Below are 2,500 nucleotides of genomic sequence, written 5' to 3'. Positions count from 1 at the left end.
CTTTCGGTGTGAATGGTTCTCACATTCATTATCGCTACTTATTCCTACATTTGCTTTTCTGTACGCTCCAGCATCTCTCAAAAGACACCTTCACTGCATACAGAATGCTCCCCTACCCATTAATAAATTAATGACTAAGCTTCGGTACTATACTTTATGCCCGCTTATTATCGATGCCCGCCCCGCTCGACCAGTGAGCTGTTACGCACTCTTTAAATGATTGCTGCTTCCAAGCAAACATCCTGGCTGTCTCGGCAGTCAGACTTCCTTTGTTCAACTTAGTATAGATTTGGAGACCTTAGCTGTAGTTCTGGGTTCTTTCCCTCTCGGACCCGGACCTTAGCACCCGAGCCCTCACTGCCGGCTATATCTTATCGCATTCGGAGTTTGTCTGAATTTGGTAGGATGTGACTCCCCCGCATCCAATCAGTAGCTCTACCTCGATAAGACTCAACGCCGACGCTGTACCTAAATACATTTCGGGGAGTACGAGCTATTTCCCAGTTTGATTAGCCTTTCACCCCTACCCACAGTTCATCCGAACACTTTTCAACGTATACCGGTACGGTCCTCCAGTTGGTCTTACCCAACCTTCAACCTGACCATGGGTAGATCACTAGGTTTCGCGTCTACAGCCACCAACTTAACGCCCTATTCAGACTCGCTTTCGCTTCGGCTCCGATTCTTAAAATCTTAACCTTGCTGGTGACCGTAACTCGTAGGATCATTATGCAAAAGGCACGCCGTCACCATATCGCATGGCTCCGACCGCTTGTAGGCGTACGGTTTCAGGTTCTATTTCACCCGGATACTCTCCGTGCTTTTCACCTTTCCTTCACAGTACTTGTTCGCTATCGGTGTCTCAGTAGTATTTAGCCTTGGCAGATGGTGCTGCCGAATTCAGAGGGGGTTTCACCGGCCCCCACCTACTCAGGATTCTGCTCGTCCTATATTCCTTACCCTTACGTGACTATCACACTCTACGGTTGACTTTCCCAAGTCATTCAAGTTAAAATATATTTCTAAATGCAGTCCTATAACCCCGGGCTTGCCGTAACAAGGCCGGTTTGGGCTGCTCCGATTTCGCTCGCCACTACTCTCGGAATCACTGTTGTTTTATTCTCCTATGGGTACTTAGATGTTTCAGTTCCCCACGTTCGCTTTCATGCTTAGCATGAATAGTTAGTCTTCAACTAACTGGGTTGCCCCATTCGGAAATCTACGGATATATCGGATGTGTGCTCCTCCCCGTAGCTTATCGCAGCTTATCACGTCCTTCGTCGCCTCTGAGACCCTAGGCATCCCCCATACGCCCTTCTTTTGCTCTTTTTTATCTCTTCTCAGTCTTTCCCATCATGTCAATGTACTCTTTTGGCTCATTTTCTAGCTTTCGCCTTCTGTTTTGCCTTCGTGGTATAAGTGCTATATCTATACCTTGTTTTTTTGTGGGCCTGCCTGGACTCGAACCAGGGACCTTTACATTATCAGTGTAACGCTCTAACCACCTGAGCTACAAGCCCCTCAATTTTTCTGAGTCAGCATCTGTAATTCCTTCTATGCCCACCCTTATAACTTTTTATACTAACTTATTTTGGAGATAAAGACTAACATTTTTTTGTTTTGTATCAAAGACCTTCCTTTATTGTTTATTTCATCGAATGTTAATTCGATTATCTCTAAAAAGGAGGTGTTCCAGCCACACCTTCCGGTACGGCTACCTTGTTACGACTTAGCCCCAGTCACTGGTTCTACCCTAACGAAGTCTTTTACCTTCCGCTTCAGGTCTACCCAACTCCCATGGCTTGACGGGCGGTGTGTACAAGGTCCGGGAACGTATTCACCGCATCATGGCTGATATGCGATTACTAGCGATTCCAGCTTCATAGGGTCGAGTTGCAGACCCCAATCCGAACTGTGATAGGCTTTTTGTGATTCGCTTACTATTGCTAGCTCGCTGCACTCTGTACCTACCATTGTAGCACGTGTGTCGCCCTAGGCGTAAGGGCCATGATGACCTGACGTCGTCCCCTCCTTCCTCTCTACTTGCGTAGGCAGTCTAACCTGAGTCCCCATCATGACATGCTGGCAACAGATTATAGGGGTTGCGTTCGTTGCGGGACTTAACCCAACACCTCACGGCACGAACTGACGACGGCCATGCAGCACCTTGTTTCGCGTCATTGCTGACTGATCCATCTCTGAATCATTCGCTCACATTCTAGCCTAGGTAAGGTTCCTCGCGTATCATCGAATTAAACCACATGCTCCACCGCTTGTGCGGACCCCCGTCAATTCCTTTGAGTTTCACCGTTGCCGGCGTACTCCCCAGGTGGATTACTTATCGGTTTCCCTTGGTCACTGAGGCTTAAACCCCAACAACTAGTAATCATCGTTTACGGCGTGGACTACCAGGGTATCTAATCCTGTTTGATCCCCACGCTTTCGTGCATCAGCGTCAGTTTATTCGTAGCAACCTGCCTTCGCAATTGGTATTCCTTCC

1 tRNA gene and 2 rRNA genes (1 of these 3 cut by a window edge) are annotated in these 2,500 nt (G+C 47.8%); all 3 read right to left on the bottom strand.

The window, feature by feature from the left end:
• Positions 1 to 1,329 (bottom strand): 23S ribosomal RNA (locus EGI26_RS07025); it reaches 1,488 nt to the left of the window's first position.
• Positions 1,330 to 1,446: 117 nt separating this feature from the next.
• Positions 1,447 to 1,520: transfer RNA gene (locus EGI26_RS07020), tRNA-Ile, on the bottom strand.
• A 160-nt stretch (positions 1,521 to 1,680) separates the two neighbouring features.
• Positions 1,681 to 2,500: ribosomal RNA gene (locus EGI26_RS07015) — 16S ribosomal RNA — on the bottom strand; the annotation flags it as partial.

Source organism: Lacihabitans sp. CCS-44, assembly GCF_024343735.1.
GTDB lineage: Bacteria > Bacteroidota > Bacteroidia > Cytophagales > Spirosomataceae > Leadbetterella.
This window is presented reverse-complemented; position numbering and strand designations above follow the sequence as displayed.